The organism is Azospirillum humicireducens (assembly GCF_001639105.2).
GTDB lineage: Bacteria > Pseudomonadota > Alphaproteobacteria > Azospirillales > Azospirillaceae > Azospirillum > Azospirillum humicireducens.
Genome location: NZ_CP015285.1, coordinates 2,573,049 through 2,596,957 on the forward strand (window position 1 = coordinate 2,573,049; position 23,909 = coordinate 2,596,957).

22 protein-coding genes are annotated in these 23,909 nt (G+C 67.6%); 9 read left to right on the forward strand and 13 right to left on the reverse strand.

Annotated features, from left to right (window positions below; genetic code table 11):
• Nucleotides 1-13: 13 nt before the first annotated feature.
• Nucleotides 14-1,165 (reverse strand): FIST signal transduction protein, encoded by a 1,152-nt coding sequence (locus tag A6A40_RS12075; RefSeq protein WP_063635607.1) that lies wholly within the window; start codon nucleotides 1,163-1,165, stop codon nucleotides 14-16.
• Nucleotides 1,166-1,171: 6 nt separating this feature from the next.
• A complete protein-coding gene (locus tag A6A40_RS12080) occupies nucleotides 1,172-1,792 on the reverse strand; it encodes an arylesterase (protein WP_108546663.1) in 621 nt (206 codons plus the stop codon).
• 112 nt (nucleotides 1,793-1,904) lie between these two features.
• On the opposite strand from A6A40_RS12080, the gene A6A40_RS12085 reads away from it, so the two are divergent.
• The 3 genes from A6A40_RS12085 to A6A40_RS12095 all read left to right on the forward strand — a co-directional run bounded on the left by A6A40_RS12085 (nucleotide 1,905) and on the right by A6A40_RS12095 (nucleotide 6,232).
• Nucleotides 1,905-2,687, forward strand: coding sequence for an ABC transporter ATP-binding protein (locus A6A40_RS12085; protein WP_063635609.1), 783 nt, complete (start codon nucleotides 1,905-1,907; stop codon nucleotides 2,685-2,687).
• Between the two features lie 148 nt (nucleotides 2,688-2,835).
• Nucleotides 2,836-5,361, forward strand: coding sequence for an ABC transporter permease (locus A6A40_RS12090; protein ID WP_063635610.1), 2,526 nt, complete (start codon nucleotides 2,836-2,838; stop codon nucleotides 5,359-5,361).
• A 145-nt stretch (nucleotides 5,362-5,506) separates the two neighbouring features.
• Nucleotides 5,507-6,232, forward strand: a complete 726-nt coding sequence (locus A6A40_RS12095) for a Bax inhibitor-1/YccA family protein (RefSeq protein WP_063635611.1) — start codon at nucleotides 5,507-5,509, stop codon at nucleotides 6,230-6,232.
• 85 nt (nucleotides 6,233-6,317) lie between these two features.
• On the opposite strand, the gene A6A40_RS12100 is transcribed toward A6A40_RS12095, so the two are convergent.
• The 7 genes from A6A40_RS12100 to A6A40_RS12130 form a co-directional block, all read right to left on the reverse strand.
• Nucleotides 6,318-7,046, reverse strand: a complete 729-nt coding sequence (locus A6A40_RS12100; RefSeq protein ID WP_063635612.1) for an SAM hydrolase/SAM-dependent halogenase family protein — start codon at nucleotides 7,044-7,046, stop codon at nucleotides 6,318-6,320.
• 168 nt (nucleotides 7,047-7,214) lie between these two features.
• A complete protein-coding gene (gene phoB, locus A6A40_RS12105) occupies nucleotides 7,215-7,919 on the reverse strand; it encodes a phosphate regulon transcriptional regulator PhoB (protein ID WP_063635613.1) in 705 nt (234 codons plus the stop codon).
• Between the two features lie 106 nt (nucleotides 7,920-8,025).
• Nucleotides 8,026-8,772: a phosphate ABC transporter ATP-binding protein PstB gene (pstB, locus tag A6A40_RS12110; RefSeq protein WP_063636258.1), complete on the reverse strand. Its 747-nt coding sequence runs from the start codon at nucleotides 8,770-8,772 to the stop codon at nucleotides 8,026-8,028.
• A gap of 89 nt (nucleotides 8,773-8,861) precedes the next feature.
• Nucleotides 8,862-10,187, reverse strand: coding sequence for a phosphate ABC transporter permease PstA (gene pstA, locus A6A40_RS12115; RefSeq protein ID WP_063635614.1), 1,326 nt, complete (start codon nucleotides 10,185-10,187; stop codon nucleotides 8,862-8,864).
• A complete protein-coding gene (gene pstC, locus A6A40_RS12120) occupies nucleotides 10,180-11,562 on the reverse strand; it encodes a phosphate ABC transporter permease subunit PstC (RefSeq protein ID WP_063635615.1) in 1,383 nt (460 codons plus the stop codon). The genes pstA and pstC overlap by 8 nt, the downstream gene beginning before the upstream one ends.
• 28 nt (nucleotides 11,563-11,590) lie before the next feature.
• Nucleotides 11,591-12,634: a PstS family phosphate ABC transporter substrate-binding protein gene (locus A6A40_RS12125; protein ID WP_082860802.1), complete on the reverse strand. Its 1,044-nt coding sequence runs from the start codon at nucleotides 12,632-12,634 to the stop codon at nucleotides 11,591-11,593.
• Nucleotides 12,635-12,801: 167 nt separating this feature from the next.
• Nucleotides 12,802-14,400, reverse strand: coding sequence for an ATP-binding protein (locus tag A6A40_RS12130; protein WP_063635616.1), 1,599 nt, complete (start codon nucleotides 14,398-14,400; stop codon nucleotides 12,802-12,804).
• Between the two features lie 159 nt (nucleotides 14,401-14,559).
• Here A6A40_RS12130 and A6A40_RS12135 point away from each other — a divergent pair, with 159 nt between their 5' ends.
• A complete protein-coding gene (locus tag A6A40_RS12135) occupies nucleotides 14,560-15,165 on the forward strand; it encodes a helix-turn-helix domain-containing protein (RefSeq protein WP_063636260.1) in 606 nt (201 codons plus the stop codon).
• An 11-nt stretch (nucleotides 15,166-15,176) separates the two neighbouring features.
• Nucleotides 15,177-15,728 (forward strand): GNAT family N-acetyltransferase, encoded by a 552-nt coding sequence (locus A6A40_RS12140; RefSeq protein ID WP_063635617.1) that lies wholly within the window; start codon nucleotides 15,177-15,179, stop codon nucleotides 15,726-15,728.
• Between the two features lie 132 nt (nucleotides 15,729-15,860).
• Here the strand turns inward: A6A40_RS12140 and A6A40_RS12145 are convergent, their stop codons facing one another.
• Nucleotides 15,861-18,125 carry an NADP-dependent malic enzyme gene (locus A6A40_RS12145; protein WP_063635618.1) on the reverse strand — a complete coding sequence of 755 codons (2,265 nt, stop codon included), beginning with the start codon at nucleotides 18,123-18,125 and terminating at the stop codon, nucleotides 15,861-15,863.
• A 330-nt stretch (nucleotides 18,126-18,455) separates the two neighbouring features.
• Between A6A40_RS12145 and rph the strand changes: the two genes are divergently transcribed.
• The 4 genes from rph to A6A40_RS12165 are packed head-to-tail and all read left to right on the forward strand — an operon-like array spanning nucleotide 18,456 to nucleotide 21,502.
• Entirely contained in the window at nucleotides 18,456-19,175 is a 720-nt protein-coding gene (gene rph / locus A6A40_RS12150) for a ribonuclease PH (RefSeq protein ID WP_063636261.1), read from the forward strand.
• 27 nt (nucleotides 19,176-19,202) lie between these two features.
• The gene (rdgB, locus tag A6A40_RS12155; RefSeq protein ID WP_063636262.1) at nucleotides 19,203-19,802 is read left to right on the forward strand and encodes an RdgB/HAM1 family non-canonical purine NTP pyrophosphatase; all 600 of its coding nucleotides are present in this window, start codon (nucleotides 19,203-19,205) and stop codon (nucleotides 19,800-19,802) included.
• Nucleotides 19,790-20,974 (forward strand): radical SAM family heme chaperone HemW, encoded by a 1,185-nt coding sequence (hemW, locus tag A6A40_RS12160; RefSeq protein ID WP_063635619.1) that lies wholly within the window; start codon nucleotides 19,790-19,792, stop codon nucleotides 20,972-20,974. Before rdgB ends, hemW begins: the two co-directional genes overlap by 13 nt.
• A gap of 33 nt (nucleotides 20,975-21,007) precedes the next feature.
• A complete protein-coding gene (locus tag A6A40_RS12165; protein WP_063635620.1) occupies nucleotides 21,008-21,502 on the forward strand; it encodes a dihydrofolate reductase in 495 nt (164 codons plus the stop codon).
• 27 nt (nucleotides 21,503-21,529) lie between these two features.
• Here the strand turns inward: A6A40_RS12165 and A6A40_RS12170 are convergent, their stop codons facing one another.
• The 3 genes from A6A40_RS12170 to rsmG form a co-directional block, all read right to left on the reverse strand.
• Nucleotides 21,530-22,441, reverse strand: coding sequence for a ParB/RepB/Spo0J family partition protein (locus A6A40_RS12170; RefSeq protein WP_063635621.1), 912 nt, complete (start codon nucleotides 22,439-22,441; stop codon nucleotides 21,530-21,532).
• Complete coding sequence (locus tag A6A40_RS12175) at nucleotides 22,438-23,235, reverse strand: ParA family protein (RefSeq protein ID WP_063635622.1); 798 nt, start codon at nucleotides 23,233-23,235, stop codon at nucleotides 22,438-22,440. The genes A6A40_RS12170 and A6A40_RS12175 overlap by 4 nt, the downstream gene beginning before the upstream one ends.
• 65 nt (nucleotides 23,236-23,300) lie before the next feature.
• Entirely contained in the window at nucleotides 23,301-23,906 is a 606-nt protein-coding gene (rsmG, locus tag A6A40_RS12180) for a 16S rRNA (guanine(527)-N(7))-methyltransferase RsmG (protein ID WP_418208611.1), read from the reverse strand.
• Between the last annotated feature and the right edge of the window lie 3 nt (nucleotides 23,907-23,909).

Sequence of the window (23,909 nt, forward strand, 5' to 3'; positions counted from 1 at the left end):
TTCGAAATGATCTTTACAGAAACAGCGTCAGCACGCCGGTGTAGCCATAGAGCCGGTTGTGCGACACCTCGCCCGAGGCGAAGAAGCCGGTCAACGGGATGTCGCCGAAGGTCTCGCGGATCATCGACAGCTCGGCATTGGCCGCGCCGAACAGGCTTGGTCCGCGGGCGATGCAGCTGACATACACCGCCCCCTTCGGTGTCGCCTTCACCCGTTTCCTGAGGCTGTCCAGCATCCGGCGCATGTCAGCGGCGGCGGTCTCGCGGTCACGGCGGGTGAACATCACCGGCTGGCCGGTGATCACCCGTTCGGCGATGGAGATCCAGCCGGCGCGCGGGTCGATGGCGATCAGGTCGCGCACCAGATAATCCTGGGTGTCCGACCCGGCAATCGGCAGCCCGGCGCAGATCAGCCCGGCGACCTGCCGCAGGTCGGCGGCAAGCTCCGGCCCGATATCCTCCTTGAACACATCCAATGCGGGGCGGCCGTCGATCTCCAGTATGACGTTGTCGTCGCTGGCGGTGACGGTGCGCGTCGGTCCGATGGGGCGGCACCCTTGGGTCAGCGCGGTGGCGACCGGCAGCTGCGGGGCGAACAGCACGCCCGACACGCCGCCCTGGGTGACCGGATCGGCATCTTCCGCCCCGGCGGCGATCTGCGGAAACTCCGCGCGTGAGGCGGTCAGGCCGCCGACCAGGAAGACGCCGGCCTGCTCCGACAGGCGGGCGACCAGCCCGGCCATGTCGGCATGGTGCGGGTCGACATGGACCAGCGCCAGCGCCGCGCCATGCTTGTCGAGCCAGCCGCCGGCACTGCCGCGCAGCGGCTCCAGCCCATCGGTCAGGGTGGGAAACAGGCGGAAGCTGTCCTCGGGCAGGCGGGCCGCCATGATCGCCAGACCAGGCTCGTCGAACAGGGCGGCGCCGTTCGCCATCACGCCGATGCCGACAGTGCCGACCCAATGGCGGATGCCGGTGACGCCGCGCAGCAGGGTGACGATGCTGGTCGCGTGCTCCGCCAGCCCGTCGGTCAGGTAGAGGACGCCCAGGTTGCAGCCGGCGACCGGCCCCAACCGGTCCAGACAGGCCTTGACCGTCGGCCCCCACTCCGCCCCGGCGGCGCAGGCGGCGGTAAAGCGGGTGTCGCTGTCCAGGGTCACGGTCATGATGGCTCAGCCTCCGGTTCTTACGCTGGTCTTCTGGATTTGCGGCAGGCCGTCGAGCAGGGCGGCGACGGATGGCAGGATGCGCTCCACGATCACCGCCACGCCCTGGGCATTGGGATGCAGCCCATCCGGTTGGATCAGCGCCTGCTGCAACGCCACCCCGTCGAGGAAGAAGGGATAGAGCGGCACATTGTAGGTCTTCGCAAGGTCGGGATAGATGGCATTGAACTTGTCGGTATAGGGCTTTCCCAAACTGGGGGAGGCATACATGCCGGCCAACAGGGTCGGAATCCTGCGGTCCTTCAAGGTCTTCAGGATGGCGTCGAGATTGTCCTTCGCCTGACCGGGGTCGAGCCCGCGCAGCATGTCGTTGGCGCCCAACTCCACGATGGCGGCGTCCGGCTTTTCGGCCAGCGCCCAGTCCAGCCGCGCCCGGCCGCCGGCGGTGGTGTCGCCCGACACGCCGGCATTGATGACGGTGACGCTGTATCCCTTCGCGGCCAGCGCCTTTTCCAGCTGGCGGGTGAAGCCCTGTGGTTCCGGCAGGCCGTAGCCGGCGGTCAGGCTGTCGCCCAGCGCCAGCAGCTTCACCGGCTGCGCGGCGGCTGCGCGGGTCGGAACGGTCATCGATACCCCTGACGCAAAAACGAGGGCGAGTGCGGCGCCGATGGCGCCCATGTTGAAAGCCCGGCGGGTCGTGCCATATGGCGATGGTCCGTTCCGCTTGTGCGAGAGTCGCATGTCCAAGGTCCAATCCTCTGCAACGTCGTCCAATTCCATCGCCCGACCCCTCCCCGATTCAATCGGCAACGATTCCATCGTGGAACTCGACGACGTCCACTTGAGATTGGACAGCGGTGCCGGGCCCGTCAACATCCTGCGCGGCGTTAATCTTCAGGTGGCCGCCGGGGAGCGGGTCGGCGTCGTCGGCCCCAGCGGTTCCGGCAAATCGACCATGATGATGGTGATGGCCGGCCTGGAACGCCCCAGCGGCGGCACTGTCCGCGTCGCCGGGCAGGAGCTGAACCGGCTGGACGAGGACGGCCTGGCGCGCTTCCGCCGCCAGCATGTGGGGATCGTCTTCCAGGCTTTCCATCTGGTGCCGACGATGACGGCGCTGGAGAATGTCGCAATCCCGCTGGAATTCGCCGGGGTCGCCGACGCCTTCGACCGCGCCCGCATCGGGCTGGAGCAGGTGGGGCTTGGGCACCGCATCCACCATTATCCCGGCCAGTTGTCGGGCGGCGAACAGCAGCGAACCGCATTGGCCCGCGCCTTCGTGACCGAGCCGTCGCTGCTTTTGGCCGACGAGCCGACCGGCAACCTCGACATCGACACCGGCGCCACCATCGTGACGCTGCTGTTCGATCTGGCCGAGCGGCGCGGCACCACGCTGGTGCTGATCACCCACGACCCGAGCCTCGCCGCCCGCTGCGATCGGACGGTCCGGCTGGCCGACGGCCGCATCGCCGACGACGGGCAGGCGGCACGACGCGCAAGGCTGCAGGCGGCGGGGGAGTGAGCGGGATGATGGTCCAAGCGCAGGGTGCCCCCTCCCTCCCACGGCTTCGCCGCGGGTCCCTCCCTCCCCCGCCTTTGACGGTGGAGGGTAAGATTGCGGCAGTTCCCTCTCCCGCGAAGCGGGGGAGGGTTAGGGAGGGGGTAGGCGCATGACCAACCTCACCCTCGCGCTCCGCCTTGCCCGGCGGGAGTTGCGCACCGGCCTGAAGGGCTTCTGGGTTTTCCTCGCCTGTCTGGCGCTGGGCGTTGCCGCCATCGCTTCGGTGCAGTCGGTGTCGAGCGGATTGCTCGACGGGCTGGCCAATGACGGGCGCTCCATCCTCGGCGGCGACGTCGCGTTGCGGCAACTTTACAACCCGCCAGCCGACGACCAGATGGCGGCGCTGACCGCCGGCGGCCGGGTGTCGACCTCCGCCGAGATGCGGGCGATGGCGCGCGCCGATGACGACGTCCGCTCTTCGCTGGTCGAGCTGAAGGCGGTCGACAACGTCTACCCGCTCTACGGCACGGTCACCCTGGAGGGCGGCGGCGACCTGCGGGACGCGCTGGCACAGAAGGACGGCCGCTGGGGTGCGGTGATCGAAGCGAGCCTCGTCGACCGGCTGGGCGTGAAGACCGGCGACACCATCCATGTCGGCGAGGGCGCCTATCGCGTCGCCGCCGTTCTGGACCGCGAGCCGGACCGTGCCTCCTCCAACGCCTTTTCCCTCGGACCGCGCCTGATGGTGGCGCTGCCGTCGCTGCAGGGCACCGGGTTGCTGCAACCCGGCAGTCTCACCTGGTGGAGCGCCAAGGTCGCGCTGCCGCCGCAGACCGACCTGAAGGTATGGCAGGAGGATTTGCGCGCCCGCTTCCCCGATGCGCCCTGGCGGATCCGCGACTACACCAACGCCTCACCGCAGATCGAGCGCTTCATCGACCGCATGACGCTGTTCCTGACGCTGGTCGGGCTGACGGCGCTGCTGGTCGGCGGCGTCGGGGTGGGCAATGCGGTGCGCAGCCATCTGGATTCGCGTGCCCGAACCATCGCCATGCTGAAATGCATCGGCGCGCCGGGCGCGCTGGTGTTCCAGCTCTATCTGGCGCAGATCCTGGCGCTGGCGCTGCTGGGCATCGTGATCGGGCTGGCGCTGGGGGCGGTGGCGCCGCTGGCGCTGGGCCGTCTGCTCGACGGCGTGCTGCCGGTGTCCGCCCATATCGGCGTCTATCCGGGCGCATTGGCATTGGCCGCCCTCTATGGCGTGCTGACGGCGCTGACCTTCTCGCTCTGGCCGCTCGGCCGGGCGCGCGAGGTGCCGGCCGGCGCGCTGTTCCGCGACGTGATCGCTCCGGCCGCCGGAAGGCCGCGTCTGCCCTATACCCTGGCGATGATCGGGGCGGCGGTGGCGTTGGCCGGGCTGGCTGTGCTGACGGCGCACAACAAGATCTTCGCCCTGTGGTTCGTCGGCGGCTCCATCGCCACCTTCATCGCCTTCCGCGCTGCGGCGGCACTGGTCACCTGGGGGGCGAGGCGCGTGGGCCGTGTCCGTCGTCCGGGATTGCGGCTGGCGCTCGCCAACCTGCACCGGCCGGGCAACCCGACGGCGGCGGTGGTGCTGTCGCTGGGTCTCGGCCTGACGGTGCTGGTCGCCATCGCGCTGATCCAGGGCAACTTCTCCCGCCGGGTGTCGGAGACGATCCCGCAGGACGCCCCCAGCTTCTTCTTCGTCGACATCCAGCGCGACCAGTTCGATCCCTTGCGCGACCTCGTCACCGGCATTTCCGGCACCAGCGCCTTCGAGGCGGTGCCGAGCCTGCGCGGCCGGATCGAGCGGGTGAACGGGCAGGAGGCCGAGAAGGCGCTGGTCAACCCGGAGCAGGCCTGGATCCTGGCCGGCGACCGCGGCATCACCTATTCGGCAACGCTGCCGAAGCACTCCACCGTCACCGCCGGCAGCTGGTGGGCAACCGACTATGCCGGCCCGCCGCTGATCTCGATCCACCAGAGCGTCGCCGAGGCGTTCGGCATCGGCCCAGGCGCCACCCTGGTCGTCAACATCCTGGGCCGCAGCATCGAGGCCAAGGTCGCCAACGTCCGCGCCGCCGATTTCAGCAGCATGGCGATCAACTTCACCATGGTCTTCGCCCCCGGCACGCTGGAGGGCGCACCCCAGACCTGGGTCGCCACCGTCCGCGCCACGCCGGATGCCGAGACGCAGGTGCAGCGCGCCGTGCTGCAGCGCTTCCCCAACATCACCATGGTCCGGATCAAGGACGCGCTCGATACGGTGTCGGAGATGCTGGGCCATATCGGCACGGCGGTCCGCATCGTCGCCGGCATCACGCTCGCCGCCGGCACGCTGGTGCTGGCCGGCGCGGTGGCTGCCGGTCACCGCCGCCGGGTCTACGACGCGGTGGTGCTGAAGGTGCTGGGGGCGACGCGCGGCGACGTGCTGCGCGCCTTCCTGCTGGAATACGGGCTGCTCGGCCTGCTGACCGCTGTCATCGCCGGCGGCATCGGCACGCTGACCGCCTGGGCGGTGCTGCGCTTCCTGATGCGGTGGGAATGGAGCTTCCTGCCGTCGGCGGTGGTCACCACCGCCTTGCTCAGCACGGCGATCACGCTCGCTTTCGGGTTCTATGGTACTTGGCGGGCATTGGGCCAGCCGTCCGCGCCATTGCTTCGCAACGAGTGATTCCCCCAGCGGAAAGCCATAGCAAAAACGAAACGTGAAAGCTTTTTCATCTTGGAGAACCGCTGCCGATTCCTATTGAACCGTATTGCGGACTCGCCAATATGTCATCCCGACGGGATCACCCTATTCCACCGAGGAAACCAACATGGCAGACCCGACCTATAACCGCTTCGCGACCGCAGGCCGCGCGACAGATCGGGGATACTTCGACGAAGGCCTGCGGCAGCACATGCTGCGCGTGTACAACTACATGGGCGCCGGCCTGATTCTGACGGGTCTGGTCGCCGCCCTGGTGTCGTCCAGCCCGGCCATGATGGCGACCATCTTCGGCACGCCGCTGAAGTGGGTTGTGATGCTGGCTCCGCTGGCTTTCGTGATGGTGCTGTCCTTCGGCATCCAGCGCCTGTCCTTCGCATCGGCACAGATGATCTTCTGGGCCTATTGCGGCGCGATGGGCCTGTCGATGTCGGCCATCTTCCTGGTCTTCACCGGGGCGTCGATCGCGCTGACCTTCTTCGTCACCGCCGCGACCTTCCTGGCGATGAGCCTGTACGGCTACACCACGAAGGCCGACCTGTCGAAGATGGGCTCGTTCCTGATGATGGGCGTCATCGGCCTCGTCATCGCCGGCCTGGCGAACATCTTCTTCCAGTCGCCGGCCCTGCACTTCGCGATCTCCGCCATCGGCGTGCTGATCTTCACCGGCCTGACCGCCTACGACACCCAGGCGATCAAGGAAAGCTACGCCGAGGGCTACGATCACGAGAGCACCGGCAAGCTGGCCCTGATGGGCGCTCTGACGCTCTACCTGGACTTCATCAACCTGTTCCAGTTCCTGCTGCAGTTCCTGGGTCAGCGCAACAACGACTGATCGCGGGACTTCTGATCGGACACGCAGAGCATCGAAACAGCCGCCCGGAAGCACCCGCTTCCGGGCGGTTTTCTTTTGGGCCCGCTCAGGACTCCACCGTCACCGGATCGCCGACCTTGAGACCCAGCACGCCCTCGGCACGCCCGCGGTTGACGGCGATCTCGGCCAGGCCGTTGGAGTTCTCATACCACAGCGGCTCTCCCGGCCCGACGGCACCGAAGGTGCGGGCGCGGGTGACGCGGGCGCCACCGGCGGTCAGCAGCGCGTCGGCGGGCAGGGCGGAGGCCCGCAGGCCGGTCATGGCGTTGCCGTAGACATCGACATAGACGATGCGCGGCAGCTCGTCCGGCCAGTCCGGGCGGTCGATGGCGGCGAGATCGAGCGGGCTGCGCTGCACCGGCCGGCCGGTCGCCAGATCGGCGGCGACGGGGGCGAACAGGTCGCGGCCATGGAAGCTGGCGGACAGCCGGTCCGGAATCCAGTCGATGGCCCAGGCGTTTAGCGACGTTGCGCGGCGGGCGATCAGGGCGAAGAGGCCGTTGTCGGGGCCGACGAACCAGCGCCCGTCCGCCTCGACCATCACCGGAAGCCGGTCGGTGCCGACGCCGGGATCGACGACACAGAGAAAGATGCTGCCGGCGGGGAAGGCCGGGGCATAGGCCGCCAGGAGATAGGCCGACAGTTGCGGGTCGAAGGCGGGGGCGTCGGCGAACAGGTCGATGACCGGGGCGGTGGGCGCCTGTTGCACCAGCACCGCCTTCATCTGGCCGGTGTAGGGGCCGGAGAGGCCGAAGTCGGTGAAGAGCAGGATCATGGGGTTTCGTTCTCTCCGCGGTTTTGCCCCCTCCCTAACCCTCCCCCGCTTGTCAGCGGGAGAGGGAACTCCGCTGCTCCTTCGCATATTCTCAGCCTGACAAGCGTCCTACCCCCTCTCCCGCGAAGCGGGGGAGGGATGGGGAGGGGGCACCCGAAGCCAGCACCCTCACACCGACTTCGTATCCAGCGCATACCCCGCCGACCGTACGGTGCGGATCAGGTCCAGCTCGTCCTCTTCGTTCATCGCCTTGCGCAGGCGGCGGATGTGAACGTCGACCGTACGCGGCTCGACATACACGTCGTGGCCCCACACCAGATCGAGCAGCTGTTCGCGCGAGAAGACGCGGCCGGGATGCTGCATGAAGTGGCGCAGCAGGCGGAATTCCGTCGGGCCGAGATGGACATCGCGCCCATTGCGCCTTACGCGGTGGGCGGCCAGATCCATAGTCACGTCGGCGAAGGTCAGCACCTCGTCCGTCATGCCGGGCGAGGCGCGGCGCAGCACCGCGCGCATGCGCGCCACCAGCTCGGTCGGCGAGAAGGGCTTGGTGATGTAGTCGTCGGCGCCGGAATTCAGGCCGCGCACCCGGTCGCCTTCCTCGCCGCGGGCGGTCAGCATGATGATCGGGATGTCGCGGGTCTTGGCGTTGCGGCGCAGCTGGCGGCAGACCTCCAGCCCGCTCATCAGCGGCAGCATCCAGTCGAGCAGCACGATGTGCGGCGTCTGTTCACCGGCGGCCAGCAGGGCCTCCTCGCCGTCGCTGGCGGTGGCGACGCGGAAGCCTTCCTTTTCCAGGTTGTACTTCAACAGCGTCAGAATGTCGGCCTCGTCCTCGACGACCAGGACGAGCGGCTTCAGGGCCGCGTTCATGGAGGCTCCGTTCACAGCGCGCGTCTCGACGTTAACCGGCATGGGACAGCCTTTTCAACAAAGGAGGGAAGGGGCGCAAGCATTGGCAAGGGCTCGGGAGCAGGGCTCAGCCATAGCGGCCGGTGATGTAGCCCTGGGTGCGCTCGTCGCGCGGGTTGGTGAAGATTTCCTCGGTGTCGTCGCACTCCACCATCTCGCCCAGATGGAAGAAGGCGGTGCGCTGCGACACGCGGGCGGCCTGCTGCATGTTGTGGGTGACGATGACGATGGTGTAGTTGGCCCGCAGCTCGTCGATCAGCTCCTCGATATGGGCGGTCGCAATGGGGTCGAGCGCCGAGCAGGGCTCGTCCATCAGGATCACCTCGGGGCTTACGGCGATGGCGCGGGCGATGCACAGCCGCTGCTGCTGGCCGCCGGACAGGCTGGTTCCGGGCTCGCGCAGGCGGTCCTTGACCTCCGCCCACAGGCCGGCGCGCTTGAGCGACGTCTGCACCACCTCGTCCAGCTCGTCACGGCCCGAGGCCAAGCCGTGGATGCGCGGGCCGTAGGCGATGTTGTCGTAGATCGACTTGGGGAAGGGGTTCGGCTTCTGGAACACCATGCCGACGCGGGCGCGCAGCTGCACCGCATCGACAGCCTTGCCGTAGACATCCTCGCCATCCAGCGCGATCCGCCCTTCGACCCGGCAGTCCTCGATGGTATCGTTCATCCGGTTCAGGCAGCGCAGGAAGGTCGATTTGCCGCAGCCGGACGGGCCGATCAGCGCCAGCACCCGGTTCTCATGGATGTCCAGGTCGATGCCCTTCAACGCCTGCTTTGCGCCGTAGAACACCTTTACCCCGCGGGCGGTCATCTTTGCCGGCAGGTCCGCACCGGACCGCTGGCCAGGGTGGTTGTCTGCGCGGGGCCGCAGCTTCAGCGGGTTCTGAATGCTCATGGCGCTTACCACCGTCTCTCGAAAATCTTGCGCAGGATCACGGCCGTCCCGTTCAGCAGGATCAGGATGCCGAGCAGGATCAGGATCGCCGCAGAGGTGCGTTCGGTGAAGGCACGCTCCGGGCTGTCCGCCCACATGTAGATCTGCACCGGAAGCACCGTGGCGCTGTCGGTCAGCCCATGGGGCACGTCGACGATGAAGGCGACCATGCCGATCATCAGCAGCGGCGCCGTCTCTCCCAGCGCGCGGGCCATGCCGATGATGGTTCCGGTAAGGATGCCGGGCATCGCCAGCGGCAGGACATGGTGCAGAACCGTCTGCAGGGGCGAGGCGCCGATGCCCAGCGCCGCCTCGCGGATCGATGGCGGCACCGCCTTCAATGCGACACGGGCCGAGATGATGATCACCGGCAGCGTCATCAGCGCCATCACCAGCCCGCCGACCAGCGGCGCCGAACGCGGCATGCCGAAGAAGCCCAGGAACACCGCCAGACCCAGCAGGCCGAAGATGATCGACGGCACCGCGGCGAGGTTGTTGATGTTCACCTCGATCAGGTCGGTCCAGCGGTTCTTCGGCGCGAATTCCTCCAGATAGACCGCGGCGGAGATGCCGACCGGCACCGACAGCGCCATTGTCACCAGGAGCGTCAGCAGCGAGCCGACGATGGCGCCGCCGATGCCGGCCTGCTCCGGCTCCCGGCTGTCGCCGGCGGTGAACAGGGTGGTGTTGAAGCCCTGCGCCAGCGCGCCGGAAGCCAGCAGCGCATCGGCCGCAGCGATCTTGGCGTCGCTGAGCCCGCGCTCGCTCTCCGGCAAATCACGGCGGTAGCGGCCCTTGACCAGCTGGTCGATCTCGTCGTCGGCGCGCACCCAGACGGTCAGCGTGGTGCCGACCAGCGCCGGGTTCTTGGCGACCATCGCCTCCAGCTCGTAGGGCGCGCCCGACGACAGCAGGTCGTTCAGCACGCGCTTGCCGGCGCGGTCGGTCACCTGCGGGAACTGGGCATGGAGCGCCCGGCGCAGGATGGGGGCATAGTTGCGCTCAGCCACCTCGGCCGGGTCCAGCGTCACCTCCAGCCGGATCCGCGCTTCCCAGAAGGCGGTGCTGCCCTTGGCGACGATCGAGCCCAGCAGCACCACCAGCATCAGCGCAGCCAGCGCCACCGCCGCCGCCCCGGCCAGCCGGAAGCGGCGTTCCGCGGCATGGCGGGCGCGCAGGCGGCGGGCGAAGGCCTCGCTCCGGACGCGCGACTTCGCCGGACCGTGGGAGCCGGGGAAGGAGGCAGGGGAGGGCGTCACGGCCGCCGCGTCCTGCTCGACGAGGTCAGTCATATTTTTCCCGATAGGTCCGGACCACCCGCAGGGCGACCATGTTGAGGCAGAGCGTGACGAGGAACAGCACAAGGCCGAGACCGAAGGCCGACAGAGTCTTCGGGCTGTCGAACTCCTGGTCGCCGACCAGAAGGGTGGCGATCTGGGTGGTGACGGTGGTCACAGCCTGCAGCGGGTTGGCGGTCATGTTGGCGGTCAGGCCGGACGCCATGGTGACGATCATCGTCTCGCCGATGGCGCGGCTGACCGCCAGCATCACCGCGGCGACGATGCCCGGCAGCGCCGCCGGCAGGACCACCTGCTTGATGGTTTCCGACTTGGTGGCGCCGAGACCATAGGAGCCGTCGCGCAGGCTCTGCGGCACCGCATTGATGACGTCGTCCGACAGCGAACTGACGAAGGGGATGATCATCACCCCCATGACGATGCCGGCCGCCAGCGCCGATTCCGAACTGACGTCCAGCCTCAGGGCCTCGCCCACCGAGCGCACGAAGGGCGCCATGGTCAGCGCGGCGAAGAAGCCATAGACCACGGTCGGAATGCCGGCCAGGATCTCCAGCGCCGGCTTCAGCCAGGTGCGCACGCCGCGCCCGGCATATTCGGACATATAGATCGCCGCCATCAGCCCGACCGGAACCGCCACCAGCATGGCGATGACCGTGATGAGAAGCGTGCCGGCGAACAGCGGGATCGCGCCGAAGGAGCCGCTGGAGCCGACCTGATCGGCCCGCATCGCCATCTGCGGGCTCCAATGGGTGCCGAACAGGAAGTCGAGCGGCGAGACGACGGTGAAGAAGCGCAGCGCCTCGAACAGCAGCGACAGGACGATGCCGACCGTCGTCAGGATGGCGACCATCGAACAGATGACCAGCGCCACCCGCACCACCCGTTCCACCGCAGGGCGGGCGCGCAGGTCCGGCCCGATGCGGTGGCGGCCCCAGCCGAGGCCGGCGACGGCAAGGCTGGCGCCGACCGCCAGCAGGCTCCAGTCGGCAAGGTCGCGCAGCTCCGCATAGCGGCGGGCCGCATCCTGCACCAGGGGATCGGGCTCGCGCCCGGTGGCGATGCCGCGGGCAATGTTGAGGATGTCGGCCTTCAGCAGCGCGACCGATTGGCCGTCACCGGTGGTCAGCCGTTCCGGCAGGGAGGAGAGGACCAGCTGCAGGACGAGCCAGCCCTCCGACGCGGTCCAGGCCACGAACAGGAGAAGCGCCGGCAGCCCGGCCCACAGCGCCACATAGACGCCGTGGTAGGACGGCACCGAATGCAGTTCCGCCACCCGCCCGCCGACGGACGCCGCCGCGCGGGACCGGCCGGTCATGAAACCGATCACGGCGAGCAGGGCCAGGATCAGGGCGAGAAGGGTCAGCTGCATGCGGAATGCCCGGAGGGAGAAAGGATGGTCAGAACTGCAGCGGCGTCAGACCGATCGCCTGGGTGCGGGCGGCGTCGCGCAACGCCTTCGGTTCCGGGATCAGCCCCTTGTCGACCAGATAGCCATCCTCGCCCATCGCGCGTTCGGAGGTGTATTCGCCGATGAACTCGCGGATGCCCGGAATGACGCCGGCATGGGCGGTCTTGACGTAGATGTAGAGCGGACGCGCCAGCTCATATCTGCCGGCTGCCACCGTCTCCGCCGTCAGCTCCACACCGTCCATCGGCGCCGCGCGCAGCGTGTCGCGGTTCTGGTCGAGATAGCTGTAGCCGAAGACGCCGAAGGCGTTGGGGTTGGCGGTCAGCTTCTGGACGATCAGGTTGTCGTTCTCACCGGCCTCGACATAGGCGCCGTCCTCGCGGATCGTCATGCAGACCCGCTCGCGCGCCTTCTCGTCGGGAACCGCCTTGGCGACCTCGGCCACCTTCCTGCAGCCTTCCAGCATAGCCAGCTCGTTGAAGGTGTCGCGCGTTCCGGAGGTGGGGGGCGGGCCCAGCACCTCGATCGCGGCCTTGGGCAGCGACGGGTCGATGTCAGACCACAGCTTGTACGGGTTGGCGACCATGGTGCCGTTCACCGGGACCTCCTTGGCCAACGCCCTCCACAGCACGACCGTCGACAGCGACACCGGAGCTGCCTTCTTGGACGAGGCGAGCGCGATTCCGTCGTAGCCGATCTTCAGCTCGGTGATCGTGGTGACGCCATTGGCGGCGCACTGGTCGACCTCGGACTTCTTGATACGGCGCGATGCGTTGGCGATGTCGGGATGGGCCGGGCCGACGCCGGCGCAGAACAGCTTCAGCCCGCCGCCGGTGCCGGTCGACTCGATCACCGGCGTCTTGAACCTGCCGGTCTTGCCGAAGGCCTCGGCCACAGCGGTGGTGAATGGGAAGACGGTGGAGGAGCCGACCGCGCGGATCTGGTCGCGCGACTGCGCCGAAGCGGGGGTCGCCGCAAAGATCAGGGCCAGGGCAAAGGCGCTCGCGGCGATGACAGGCGTCCGGGTGGTCACGGGTGCCCCTCCTTGAGGAAACGGAGACTGCTCCATCGGAATGGCGCGGACCATAGACCCGGAGGGCGACCAATTGATTGCGTTTTTATGACACTTTCATGACACGGTCACAGAACACCCCAGCTGTCTCACCCCCCTCCAAATCCCCTCTCCCCCCGGAGAGAGGGTTAAGGGTGAGGGGGTCGCGCGGCGGGAGTTTTGGTCAATACACGCAGTGCTTCCCCCTCACCCCGACCCTCTCCCCGGTGGGGAGAGGGGGACTGGGCCTCTCCCACCGCAGGCAGATAGACGGTGAAGGCGCTGCCGACCCCCACTTCGCTTTCGATGGTCAGGCGACCGCGGTGGCGGTTCAGGATATGCTTGACGATGGCAAGCCCCAGCCCGGTGCCCCCCATGGCGCGGGACCGCGCGGCATCGACCCGGTAAAAACGCTCGGTCAGCCTGGGCAGATGGGTGCGGGCGATGCCGTCGCCACGGTCGCGCACCGAAACCGACACCATCGCCGTGCCGCTGCGCACCACACGCTTGTCCTTCGCAGCGGCAGCGGCGGGCGTGGGCAGCCCGGCGAATCCCACGGCCGCACCGTCGGCCAGCGCCACGGTGACGGTCACGTCCGTGTCCTCGCGCGTGTATTTGATCGCGTTGCTGACCAGATTCTGGAAGACCTGGGTCAGCTGGTCCTCGTCGCCGACGACATAGGGCAGGCTCTCCGGCGTCTCCAGCCGCAGGCGGATGCGGCGTTGGGCCGCCTTCAACTCCAGGGCGGCGATGACGTTCTCCAACTCCTCCACCACATCGACCCGGCCGTTCGGCGGCATATGCTCGTCAAGTTCGATGCGCGACAGCGACAGCAGGTCGTTGACCAGACGGGTCATGCGGCTGGCCTGATCGTGCATGATCGACAGGAAGCGGTCCTGCGCCTCCGGATCGTCGCGCGCCGGGCCGCGCAGCGTCTCGATGAAACCCAGCAGCGAGGACAGCGGCGTGCGCAACTCGTGGCTGGCATTGGCGATGAAGTCGGCGCGCATCTGCTCCGAGCGGCGCGCCGCGGTGACGTCATGCAGGGTCAGGATCGCCATGCGGGCGACGGTGGGCGGACGCGGTGCCGGATCCTCCTCGATCTCGCCGTCCAGCAGCGAGGGATCGGGTTCCGGCACCAGCCGCTGGAAGGGCTTGACCTGCGCCTCGAAGCTGCGCTCCACCGGCACCGGCAGCGTGAATTCGATGATGCGGGACGCACCGCCGCGCAGGACCGAGTCCACGGCCTCCAGCACCGCCGGCGTGCGCAGGGAGGAAGCGAGATCGCGGTCCACCACCTTGTCGCCGAACAGCTCCCGCGCGGTCTGGTTGGCGCGCACCACCTGCCGTTCGGCATCCATCAGCAGCAGCGGGGCGGGCAGGGCGTCGATCACCGCCTCGTCCGCGTCCAGCTGCATCCGCACGCTTTCCGCCCGGCGCAGTCCGACCCGGTGCAGACGGCCGATGGTCGCGGTCAGCGCTTTCAGGGCGGGCGGCGTGCCGGCCGGGGCCATGGGTTCGTCGGTCTCGGCCAGCCGGGCGGCATAGTCGGTCATCGCATCGGCATCGCGCCGGTAGATGCGCAGGATCAGCACCGCACCCGTCAGCGCCAGCACAGCCGCGACCAGCGCCAGTCCGCCATGCAGCGCCCCGGCATGGACCACCCAGGCCAGCACGCCCAGCAGGGGCACCAGCATCATCAGGATCGCGGTCAGCAGCGGAGTGGGCGGCGACGCCTTCAGGCGCATGGGAACGGCACCGGATCAGGGGGTGGATAGGCAGACATCGTGACGATCAGCCCTTCTACACCATCGTCGCCGATGCCGCGCGGCGGTCATAAAAGATTCATGGCCGCAACCGTGGGGTCCCTCCTTGACTCCAATATAATAGATGGTAATTCTATGATCATGGATAAATCGAAATCGGACATCGACAGCCGGCTCGCCGCACGCCTGCGCGCCTTGCGGGCGGACCGTGGCTTGACCCTCGACGGACTGGCCGAACGGTCGGGCGTGAGCCGTTCCATGATCTCGCTGGTGGAGAGGGGGGAGAGCAGCCCGACCGCCTCCGTCCTCGACCGGCTCGCCGCCGGTCTTGGCGTTACATTGGCCGCATTGTTCGCAGAAGCCGAGCGGGAGGATGCCAGCCCGGTCGCCCGCCGCGCCGATCAGGTCGCCTGGACGGACCCCGCCACCGGCTACCGCCGCCGTAACCTCTCGCCACCGGGCTACCCGTCCCCCATCGAACTGGTGGCGGTGGAGCTGCCTCCGGGCGTCCGCGTGTCCTACGACAGCGGGAACCGCGCCGCGACGGTGGAGCAACAGGTCCATCTTCTGGACGGCACCATCGACCTGACGGTGGGGGAGGAAACGCACCGGCTGTCCACCGGCGACTGCCTCGCGATGCGGCTCGACCGGCCGACCGGCTTCCACAACCCGACCGACCGGACGGCCCGCTACATCGTGGCGCTGACCACCGATGGGCGCCCAGCCTTAAACGCCGTTAAACGCTGAAGGAGCTTGCCATGGACGATGCCTGCCTGGACTCCCGCCGACAGAATGGGGATAGCGGCGCGGCCCCCGTGACCGTGCGCGTGCTGACGGTCGCCGAGGCTCAGGCCGCCGTGCTCCTGGACTGCGTGGCGGGCGGTGCCTCCGTCAGCTTCATGGCTCCGCTCGACCGCAGGACCGCCGATGACTTCTGGCGAAAGGTAGCAGCGGGCGTGGAGCAGGGGGAGCGCATCCTGCTGGTGGCGGAGGACGGGGAGGGCATACTGGGCACCGTCCAACTGGTGATTGGCCAGCCACCGAACCAGCCGCACCGCGCCGACCTGTCCAAGATGCTGGTCCACCGCCGCGCCCGCCGCCGTGGCATCGGCGCCGCCCTGATCCAGGCCGCCGAGGATGCCGCCCGCGCCGCCGGCAAGTGCCTGCTGGTGCTGGACACCGCCTCTCCCGATGCCGAACGCGTCTACACGCGCGCCGGCTGGGTAAAGGTCGGCGTCATCCCCAACTATGCCCTGTGGCCGGAGGGCGGCTTCTGCAACACCACGTATTTCTACAAGGAACTTGGGTAACGGAATAAGCGCCTTCTTTCCCGTTGGGAAGAAGGGGTTGGGCCCAGCCGAAACCAGTCCGGCATATGCGTTCCCCCTCACCCCACCCCTCTCCCCAGGGGGAGAGGGGATATCTGGAAGGAACGTCTCAACTCACCAGGGCAGCGAGTCATGCGCCGCCAGGGCCGCGGCGGTGACGATGTCGTTGACCGAAGCACCCATGCTGACGATCTGCGCCGGCTTGTCCAAACCGATCAGCAGCGGGCCGATCATCTGGCCGCCGGCCATCTTGTTCAGCAGCTTGGCCGAGATGTTGGCCGAATGCAGGCCGGGCATGATCAGCACGTTGGCCGGTCCGGACAGCCGGCAGAACGGGTAGACCCGCTTCATCAGCTGGTAATCCAGCGCCACGTCGGCCGACATCTCGCCGTCATACTCGAAATCGACCCGGCGGCTGTCGAGGATCGACAGGGCTTCCCGCAGCGGATCGGTGTTCGGGTGCGGCGTCTGGCCGAAGTTGGAGAAGGACAGCATCGCGATCCGCGGCTCGTGCCCCATCTGCCGCGCCTTGGCCGCGGCACCGACTGCGATATCGGCCAGCGTCTTGCCGTCGGGACGGACATGGACGGTGGTGTCGGCGATGAAGACGGTGCGGTTGCGGGTGATCGAGAGATGCAGGCCGAACACCGGCTCGCTCGCCTTGGGATCGATGACGCGGCGGATTTCCTCATAGGCGACGCCGAAGCTGCGGGTCAGGCCGGTCACCATGGCGTGGGCATCGCCCTGCGCCACCATGCAGGCGGCGAAGACGTTGCGGTCCTGGTTGACCATCCGCTGGCAGTCGCGCAGCAGGGCGCCCTTGCGCTGCAGGCGGCGATAGAGATGGTCGGCATAGCGCCGGTTGGCGTCCGACAGGCGGGCGTTGTGGATCTCGAACTGGACATGGCCCTGGCCCATCGCCGCCAGCTGCTCCTTGATCACCTCCTCGCGGCCGATGAGCACCGGCGTGCCATAGCCGTGGGCGCGGAAGGCCATGGCGGCACGGATCGTCCGTTCCTCCTCGCCCTCGGCGAAGACGACGCGGCGCGGGTTGGTCCGCACCTTCTCCAGGATCAGCTCCAGGCTGTCGGCCGTCGGATCCAGGCGGGTGCGCAGGGCATGCTTGTAGCTGCTCAGGTCGAGGATCGGCTTGCGCGCCACCCCGCTTTCCATCGCCGCCTGGGCGACGGCGGCCGGAACGGTGACGATCAGGCGCGGATCGAAGGGCACCGGGATGATGTAGTCCGGACCATAGCGCAGCCGGCGCCCGGAATAGGCGGCATCGACCTCGTCCGGCACATCCTCGCGCGCCAGCGCCGCCAGCGCCTTGGCAGCGGCGACCTTCATCGCCTCGTTGATGGTGGTGGCGCGGACATCCAGCGCACCGCGGAACAGATAGGGGAAGCCCAGGACATTGTTGACCTGGTTCGGGTAGTCGGAGCGGCCGGTCGCCACGATGGCGTCGGTACGCACCGCCTTGACTTCTTCCGGGGTGATTTCCGGATCGGGGTTGGCCAGTGCGAAGATGATCGGCCTGGCCGCCATCGACTTCACCATCTCCGGCGTCATGGCGCCCTTGGCCGACAGGCCGACGAACACGTCGGAGCCAGCGACCGCCTCTTCCAGCGTGCGCTTGTCGGTGTCGACGGCGAAGGACGACTTCCACTGGTTCATGCCGTTGGTGCGGCCGCGATAGACCACGCCCTTGGTGTCGCACAGGATGATGTTTTCACGTGAAACACCCATCGTGCAGAACAGCTCGGCGCAGGCGATGCCCGCCGCGCCGGCACCGTTCACCACCATCTTGACGTCTTCGATCCGGCGGCCGGTGATGTCGCAGGCGTTGATCAGGCCGGCGGCGGCGATGATCGCGGTGCCGTGCTGGTCATCATGGAAGACCGGAATGTCCAGCAGCTCGCGCAGCCGCTCCTCGATGATGAAGCAGTCGGGCGCCTTGATGTCCTCCAGGTTGATGCCGCCGAAGCTTGGGCCGAGGAAGCGCACGCAGTTGACGAACTCGTCCACGTCGCGGGTGTCGACCTCAAGGTCGATGCCGTCGACGTCGGCGAAGCGCTTGAACAGCACCGCCTTGCCTTCCATCACCGGCTTGCCGGCAAGCGCGCCCAGGTCGCCCAGGCCGAGCACCGCCGTGCCGTTGGAGATGATGGCAACGATGTTGCCCTTGGCCGTGTAGTCGTAGGCGAGGGACGGATCCTCGGCAATGCGCAGGCAGGGAACCGCCACGCCGGGCGAATAGGCGAGAGCAAGATCGCGCTGGGTGGTCAGCGGCTTGGTCGGGGTGATTTCCAGCTTGCCGGGCCGGCCGCTGGAATGCAGCAGCAGGGCCTCTTCGTCGGTGACGCGCTTGGTGTCGGACATGGATGTCGTGTTCCTCAACGGAGTGTGCAGCCCGTCGGTCGTCGTTGATGCCATTTTGTGCGGTGCGCTGCCGACGGTGGGGCAGCGATGGTATACGCCGAACGCGCAGCTCGCCAAGCCTCGATCGGTGCCATTTTGTACGAATCATGCATTTTCCTGCGGGTTGACGACATATCCAGCTTGTTCGTCATCTCATCCAATTCCGTTTTGCCCGGAAGCCGGCGCTTCTTGCGTGTCGGCCGGACCGGCATGCGGGACGCCATGCTGGACGGGAACGGACGGAGCCGTTAGCTTGCCGCCCGATTGCAAACGACCTTCGGAATGATGCCCATGCGCCCCTCCGGCCGCGCCTTCGACCAACTGCGCACCGTCTCCCTCGAGCCCGGCTTCAGCCGCTATGCCGAGGGCTCCTGCATGGTCCGCTTCGGCAACACGCATGTGCTGTGCACCGCCAGCGTCGACGAGACGGTGCCGCGTTTCCTGAAGAACACCGGCCTCGGCTGGGTCACCGCCGAATACGGCATGCTGCCGCGCTCCACCCACAGCCGCACCGACCGTGAGGCGGCGAAGGGCAAGCAGTCCGGCCGCACCCAGGAAATCCAGCGCCTGATCGGCCGCGCGCTGCGCGCCGTCACCGACCGGTCTGCGATGGGCGAGAAGCAGATCAAGATCGACTGCGACGTGATCCAGGCCGACGGCGGCACCCGCACCGCCGCCATCACCGGCAGCTATGTCGCCCTGCATCTGGCCTTCCAGCACCTGATGCAGATCGGCGCGCTGAAGACCATGCCGCTGACCGATCAGGTCGCCGCCGTGTCCTGCGGCCTGTTCCAGGGCAACGCCGTGCTCGATCTCGACTATGACGAGGATTCCAAGGCCCAGGCCGATGCCAACTTCGTCCTGACCGGCAAGGCCGGCATCGTCGAAATCCAGGGCACCGCCGAGGAGACCCCCTTCTCCGAGCCGCAGTTCATGGAGCTGCTGGCGCTCGCCCGCAAGGGCGTGACCGAGCTGGTGGCGTTGCAGAAGCAGGTTCTCGGCATCAAGTAAGGCCGTATCAGCCGGAGATTCATGACCATGTCCGCTCCCCGCCGCTTCACCGGCGACACTCTCGTCATCGCCAGCCACAACAAGGGCAAGGTGCGCGAGATCGCCGACCTGCTCGGCCCCTATGTCGCCACCTTCACCGCGGCCGGGGAGCTGGGCCTGCCCGAACCGGAAGAGACCGGCACGACCTTCATCGCCAATGCGGAGCTGAAGGCGAAGGCCGCGGCCGCCGCCGGCCATGTCGCGCTCGCCGACGACAGCGGGCTGGTGGTGCCGGCGCTGAATGGCGATCCCGGCATCTACTCCGCCCGCTGGGCCGGGCCGGCCAAGGACTTCGCCATGGCGATGCGGAAGGTGGAGGACGGTCTTGCCGGCAAGGCCGACCGCAGCGCCTACTTCGTCTGCGCCCTGTCGCTGGCCTGGCCAGACGGCCATGTCGAGACGGTGGAGGGCCGCTGCCACGGCACGCTGGTGTGGCCGCCGCGGGGACCGCATGGCTTCGGCTATGACCCGATGTTCCTGCCGGACGCCCACGAACTGACCTTCGGCGAGATGGATCCGGCCAGGAAGCATGAGATGAGCCACCGCGCCGATGCCTTCCGCCAACTGGTGGAGCGGTGTTTCCGGTGAGTGGTTTTGAGCCTGGTTATGATGGACCCGGCTTCGCGGTCTACGTCCATTGGCCCTTCTGCAAATCGAAGTGCCCCTATTGCGATTTCAACAGCCATGTCCGCGAGCGCGTCGACCACGACCGCTGGCGGGCCGGGCTGCTGCGCGAGCTGGATCATTACGCCGACCTGACAGCCGGACGCACCGTCACCTCCATCTTTTTCGGCGGCGGCACCCCCTCGCTGATGGAGCCCTCCACCGTCGGCGCCATCATCGACCGTGTCGGGCAACGCTGGCGGGTTGCCGACAGATTGGAGGTGACGCTGGAGGCCAACCCGACCTCCGTCGAGGCCGACAAGTTCCGCGCCTTCCGCAGCGCAGGGATCAACCGCGTTTCGCTGGGCATCCAGGCGCTGGACGACGCCAGTTTGAAGTTCCTCGGCCGCCAGCACAATGCGGCTGAGGCGGCCGACGCCATCGAACTGGCGGCGAAGACCTTCGACCGCTTCTCCTTCGACTTGATCTATGCGCGTCCCGGCCAGACGGTGGCGGCTTGGCAGGCAGAGCTGACGCGAGCCCTGGATTACGCCGTCGGCCATCTTTCGGTCTACCAATTGACGATCGAGGAAGGGACGGCCTTCTACCCACTGCATGCCCGCGGCGATCTCGTGTTGCCCGACGACGATCTCGCCGGCGACCTCTATGAGGCGACGCAGAGCCAACTGGCGGCGGCGGGATTGCCGGCCTACGAGATTTCCAACCACGCGCGGCCGGGCGAGGAAAGCCGTCACAACCTGACCTATTGGCGCTATGGCGACTATGTCGGCATCGGTCCCGGAGCCCATGGCCGGCTGACCATGGACGGCGGAAAGTTCGCGACCCGCGCCCACCGCGCGCCTGAAATCTGGCTGGAGCGGGTGGAACGCGACGGCCATGGCGCCGCCTCGCCCGATCCCATCGACCGCAACGCCCGCGGGACCGAATTGCTGATGATGGGGCTGCGCCTGCGCGAAGGGGTACGGCTTGCCCGGCTGGTGGAGGAAACCGGGCGGACGCTGGATGATTTCGTCGATGCGGCGGCGCTGACCCGCCTGATCAATGGTGGTTTCCTGACCCGAGACGCAGAGCGGCTGTCTGCGACATCGGAGGGGCGACTGCGACTGAACGCGGTGCTCAGCGCAATTCTGGCGTAAGATTGCTTGTCTTCAATGGGGAAAGGGCAGGGGATGCTCATCAGCCTGATCGTCGCCGCCGCCATGAACGACGTGATCGGCCGTGATGGCCGGTTGCCCTGGCATCTTCCGGGCGACCTGCGCCGGTTCAAGCAGCTGACGCTGGGCAAGCCGGTGTTGATGGGCCGCAAGACCTGGGAGTCGCTGCCTCTACGTCCGCTTCCCGGCCGCGACAACCTCGTCATCAGCCGTCAGGCCGCTGTTGGAGAGCATGACGGCGCCCGCTGGTTCTCCGGGTTGGGAACCGCCATTGCCTGGGCACAGGAATCCGGCGCCGCTGAACTGTGCGTCATCGGCGGCGCCGGGCTGTTCCGCGAGACCCTGGCCATCGCCGATTGCCTGCATCTGACCCGTATCGAGAGTGCGATAGAGGGCGACACGTTGATGCCCCCCATCGGCGCGGAATGGGTTGAAGTCTGGTCGAGCGCACCGATGGAAGAGAACGGGTTGTTCTACCGCTACATCGACCTGGAGAAGGCGCGGGGATAGGGGAGTGACGGGCTCCCCCGAAGCCGTCTACTCCTCTCCGCCCAGACGGTGCAGCACGTCATCCAGCTGGTCGAGCGTCTGGTAGTGGATGGTGATCGTCCCGCGCTGCCCCTGCGGGTTGATCGCGACCTTCAACCCGATGCGGGCGGAGATTTCCTCCTCCAGATTGATCAGGTCGACATCCTTCATCGCAGGGGCGGATCCGGCACCGCCAGCGGCGGCCTTGCCCTTCTTCGCCTTGGGCTGGTCGCCGCGCATCAGGTCTTCGGTCTGGCGCACATTCAGGCCGCGCGTCACCACCTCACGGGCGACGGCGGCCGGATCCGGGGCGGTCAGCAGGGCGCGGGCATGGCCGGCGGTCAGGGCGCCGTCCTGCACCATCGACTTGACCGGCTCCGGCAGGGCCAGCAGACGCATCATGTTGGCGACATGGCTGCGGCTCTTGCCGACGGCGCGGGCCAGATCCTCCTGCGTGTGCTCGAACTCCTCCATCAGGCGGCGGTAGCCTTCCGCCTCTTCCAGAGGGGTCAGATCCTGGCGCTGGATGTTCTCGATCAGCGCGATTTCCAGCGCCTCGCGGTCGCTGAGATCGCGGATGATGACCGGAACCTCGTGCAGGCCGGCGATCTGCGCCGCGCGCCAGCGGCGCTCGCCGGCGATCAGTTCGTAAGAGTTCGCATCCTCGCCGTCGCGGCGGACCAGCAGCGGCTGGAGAATGCCCTTGTCGCGGATCGATTCGACGAGGCCCTGGATCGCCTCGTCGTCGAACTTCCGTCGCGGCTGGTACTTGCCGGGATGGACGAATTCGATCGGCACCTGCTTGGACTGCCGCACCTTGTCGAGCGCCGAATAATCCTCGGTCGCCTCGCCGAACAGAGCGGACAGGCCACGGCCCAGACTGGCGCGGCGGGCGCCGCCTTGTTTGGTGTCGTCGATCATGCGGTCAGTCTCTTCTCACGGCGAAGCACCTCGCCCGCCAGATGGATGTAGGCCTGGGAGCCGGGGCAGCGCATGTCGTAGATCAGCACCGGCTTGCCGTGGGACGGCGCCTCCGACACCTTGACGTTGCGCGGGATCACGGTGTCGTACACCTTCTCCCCGAAGAAGCCGCGGACATCCGCCGCCACCATGTCCGACAGATTGTTGCGCTTGTCGAACATGGTCAGCACGACCCCGTGGATGTCGAGGTTGGGGTTGAAGGCGCGCTTCACCCGCTCGATGGTGCGGACCAGATGGCTGAGACCTTCCAGCGCGTAGAACTCGCATTGGAGGGGGACCATCACAGCATGCGACGCGACCAGCGCGTTCAGCGTCAGCAGGCCCAGCGCCGGCGGGCAGTCGATCAGGACGTAGTCATATTCCAGCGCGCTGTTGGCGACGGCCTCGCGCAGCCGGAACTCGCGGCGCTCGGCGCCGACCAGCTCGATCTCCGCGCCCGACAGATCGACCGACGAGGTGATGATCGACAGATTCGGCACGGAGGAGGGCGTGGCGGCTTCCTCCAGCGACACGTCATCGAACAGCACATCATAGATCCCGACACGGCGGTCGGAACGCGGAATGCCGAGGCCAGTGGACGCGTTGCCCTGCGGGTCGAGATCGATCACCAGCACCCGCTTGCCGATGACGGCGAGCGCGGTGGCAAGGTTGATCGTCGTCGTGGTCTTGCCCACGCCGCCCTTCTGGTTGGCAATCGCAACCACGCGGGCAAGGGGACGGGTGACGGCAGACATGGCAGCCTCTCGGGAGTCCGGTTGGCGGGAAGAGGGCGGGGGAACAACAGTGTCAGGCACGGTCTTCACGCACGCTCAAGGTTGCTCACACGCAGGATGGTTCCGCTGGAATCGGTGCGGCTGTCAAATCGCTCAGGTTCCATTGTCCAATATTGCGTTACAGCGGTCAATTCGTCGTCCAGCGCTGCGCCCTTCAGGAACAGGCACTTGCCGCGCGCCCCGATAAAGGGATGGGCCCAGGCGAACAGGTCGGCCAGCGGCGCCAAGGCGCGGGCGGTGACAACGTCCGCCGCGATCCCGGTGACGGTCTCGATCCGCTTGGTATGAACGGTAACCGGCGCTTCGCAGACGCGGGCAACCTCCCGCAGGAAAGCGCATTTGCGCACATCGCTTTCGATCAGATGCACCTGCGGCACACCGAGGATGGCGAGCACCAGACCGGGAAAGCCGGCACCGCTGCCGAGATCGACCAGCACCCGCGTGCCCTCCGGCAGCAGCGGATGAAGCTGGGCGGAATCGAGGAAATGGCGTTTCCAGGCCTCCGGCAGGGTGGAGGGACCGACCAGATTGATCTTCGGTTGCCACTTGCGCAGCAGAGCCTCATAGGCGATCAGGCGGTCGAGCGTTTCACGTGAAACACCGGTGGCCTCCTGAAACGCGGCCGCGTCCAAGCC

Coding starts and splice junctions, on each gene's coding strand:
- A6A40_RS12130 (WP_063635616.1), bottom strand. CDS start 14,400: ATGCGCCTGAAGGCGTCGCCGCCCACTCCGCTGCTGACCGCGATCCTG.
- A6A40_RS12085 (WP_063635609.1), top strand. CDS start 1,905: ATGTCCAAGGTCCAATCCTCTGCAACGTCGTCCAATTCCATCGCCCGA.
- rph (WP_063636261.1), top strand. CDS start 18,456: ATGCGCCCCTCCGGCCGCGCCTTCGACCAACTGCGCACCGTCTCCCTC.
- pstB (WP_063636258.1), bottom strand. CDS start 8,772: ATGACCGCCCGCGGGGTAAAGGTGTTCTACGGCGCAAAGCAGGCGTTG.
- A6A40_RS12165 (WP_063635620.1), top strand. CDS start 21,008: ATGCTCATCAGCCTGATCGTCGCCGCCGCCATGAACGACGTGATCGGC.
- A6A40_RS12145 (WP_063635618.1), bottom strand. CDS start 18,125: ATGTCCGACACCAAGCGCGTCACCGACGAAGAGGCCCTGCTGCTGCAT.
- phoB (WP_063635613.1), bottom strand. CDS start 7,919: ATGAACGCGGCCCTGAAGCCGCTCGTCCTGGTCGTCGAGGACGAGGCC.
- A6A40_RS12095 (WP_063635611.1), top strand. CDS start 5,507: ATGGCAGACCCGACCTATAACCGCTTCGCGACCGCAGGCCGCGCGACA.
- pstA (WP_063635614.1), bottom strand. CDS start 10,187: ATGACTGACCTCGTCGAGCAGGACGCGGCGGCCGTGACGCCCTCCCCT.
- rdgB (WP_063636262.1), top strand. CDS start 19,203: ATGTCCGCTCCCCGCCGCTTCACCGGCGACACTCTCGTCATCGCCAGC.
- A6A40_RS12170 (WP_063635621.1), bottom strand. CDS start 22,441: ATGATCGACGACACCAAACAAGGCGGCGCCCGCCGCGCCAGTCTGGGC.
- A6A40_RS12100 (WP_063635612.1), bottom strand. CDS start 7,046: ATGATCCTGCTCTTCACCGACTTCGGCCTCTCCGGCCCCTACACCGGC.
- A6A40_RS12175 (WP_063635622.1), bottom strand. CDS start 23,235: ATGTCTGCCGTCACCCGTCCCCTTGCCCGCGTGGTTGCGATTGCCAAC.
- A6A40_RS12080 (WP_108546663.1), bottom strand. CDS start 1,792: ATGACCGTTCCGACCCGCGCAGCCGCCGCGCAGCCGGTGAAGCTGCTG.
- A6A40_RS12075 (WP_063635607.1), bottom strand. CDS start 1,165: ATGACCGTGACCCTGGACAGCGACACCCGCTTTACCGCCGCCTGCGCC.
- A6A40_RS12140 (WP_063635617.1), top strand. CDS start 15,177: ATGGACGATGCCTGCCTGGACTCCCGCCGACAGAATGGGGATAGCGGC.
- A6A40_RS12090 (WP_063635610.1), top strand. CDS start 2,836: ATGACCAACCTCACCCTCGCGCTCCGCCTTGCCCGGCGGGAGTTGCGC.
- A6A40_RS12135 (WP_063636260.1), top strand. CDS start 14,560: ATGGATAAATCGAAATCGGACATCGACAGCCGGCTCGCCGCACGCCTG.
- pstC (WP_063635615.1), bottom strand. CDS start 11,562: ATGCAGCTGACCCTTCTCGCCCTGATCCTGGCCCTGCTCGCCGTGATC.